This is a genomic window from Solimonas marina, assembly GCF_012241385.1.
GTDB lineage: Bacteria > Pseudomonadota > Gammaproteobacteria > Nevskiales > Nevskiaceae > Solimonas > Solimonas marina.
This window is the reverse complement of record NZ_JAAVXB010000033.1, coordinates 1-1,078: the sequence shown is the minus strand read 5'-3', so window position 1 is coordinate 1,078 and position 1,078 is coordinate 1. Positions and strand designations below refer to the sequence as shown.

Annotated in this window: 1 protein-coding gene; it reads right to left on the bottom strand. The window is 66.2% G+C overall.

The genetic code is table 11. The features are described 5' to 3' along the window. Window positions 1-851, bottom strand: an 851-nt coding sequence (locus G7Y82_RS21145) for an IS110 family RNA-guided transposase (protein WP_168150123.1), incomplete at its 3' end; no start/stop codon positions are given. Between the last annotated feature and the right edge of the window lie 227 nt (window positions 852-1,078).

Below are 1,078 nucleotides of genomic sequence, written 5' to 3'. Positions count from 1 at the left end.
GCCGTGATGGCGACTTTGGCGCACTTTCCGGCGTGACGCAGGCGCCGATAGCGCGCGTTGAAATCGGGTTGCAATCGGACGACGGACCAAGCGGCCATGTACAGGATCCGGCGAATCGGTGCGCGCCCACCGCGGATGCGGCGTTTGCCGACCTGCTGGCCACTATCGAGGTTGTAGGGCGCCAGGCCGGTCAGCGCAGCGATCTGACGGCGATCCAGGCGGCCGAGTTCGGGCAGATAGGCGAGCAGGCCGGCCGCGGTGACGGCGCCGATGCCGTCGATGGCCTGAAGTTGCCGGCACAAGGGCTCGTCAATCTGGCGCTGGGCCTGGGCAATCGCCTGATCAATCCGGCGGATGCACTGCTGCAGATGGCGGATGTGCTGGTCGAGATCGTCGCGAACCTGTGAGAGCCGGGCCTGATGCAGACGGCGACGCTCATCGTCGCGCTGCTGAACCAGCTGCTCGCGGCGCTGGACCAGCTCGCGCAGGGCTTCGCGTTCAGGCTCCGGGGCTGGACTGGGGTGACAAACCAGCTCGGCCATGCGCGCCAGCATCGCCGCGTCGATCGGGTCTGTCTTGGCGGTCTTGCCCATGGCTTCGGCAAAAGCACGGGCGCGACGGGGATTGATCCGGGTGACGGGGATCCCCGCCACGGCCAGGGCTTGCATCAGCGCTCGTTCGTAGCCGCCGGTGGCTTCCAGCAGGACATTGCCCACGGTTTGGCCATCGAGCAGGGCCAGCAGCTGCGCATGGCCCTCGGGCGTGTTGGGGAACGTGATGTGCTGTGCCTGTGGCAACACGCAGACGGCCAGCGTGGCCTTGGAGACGTCGATACCGATCCAGAGGGGCATGGGATTTTCGTAGACTAGGGGCCGGAGAGAGCCGCCTCACGTCTGCCCACGCTTGTGAAGTTCGAGCTCGTGCTCGTTCAACTGTTCGGGCTATCTCGTGAGGTCGATGTGCGGCCACCCTGGCTCCTACACGTGCTCGAACACTGCGGCCTGTCGGTGTGCCGCACATCGCTCTCCACCTCAACTCTACCCCCTCCCTCAGACACAAGCGGCGCAAGCCGCGACCA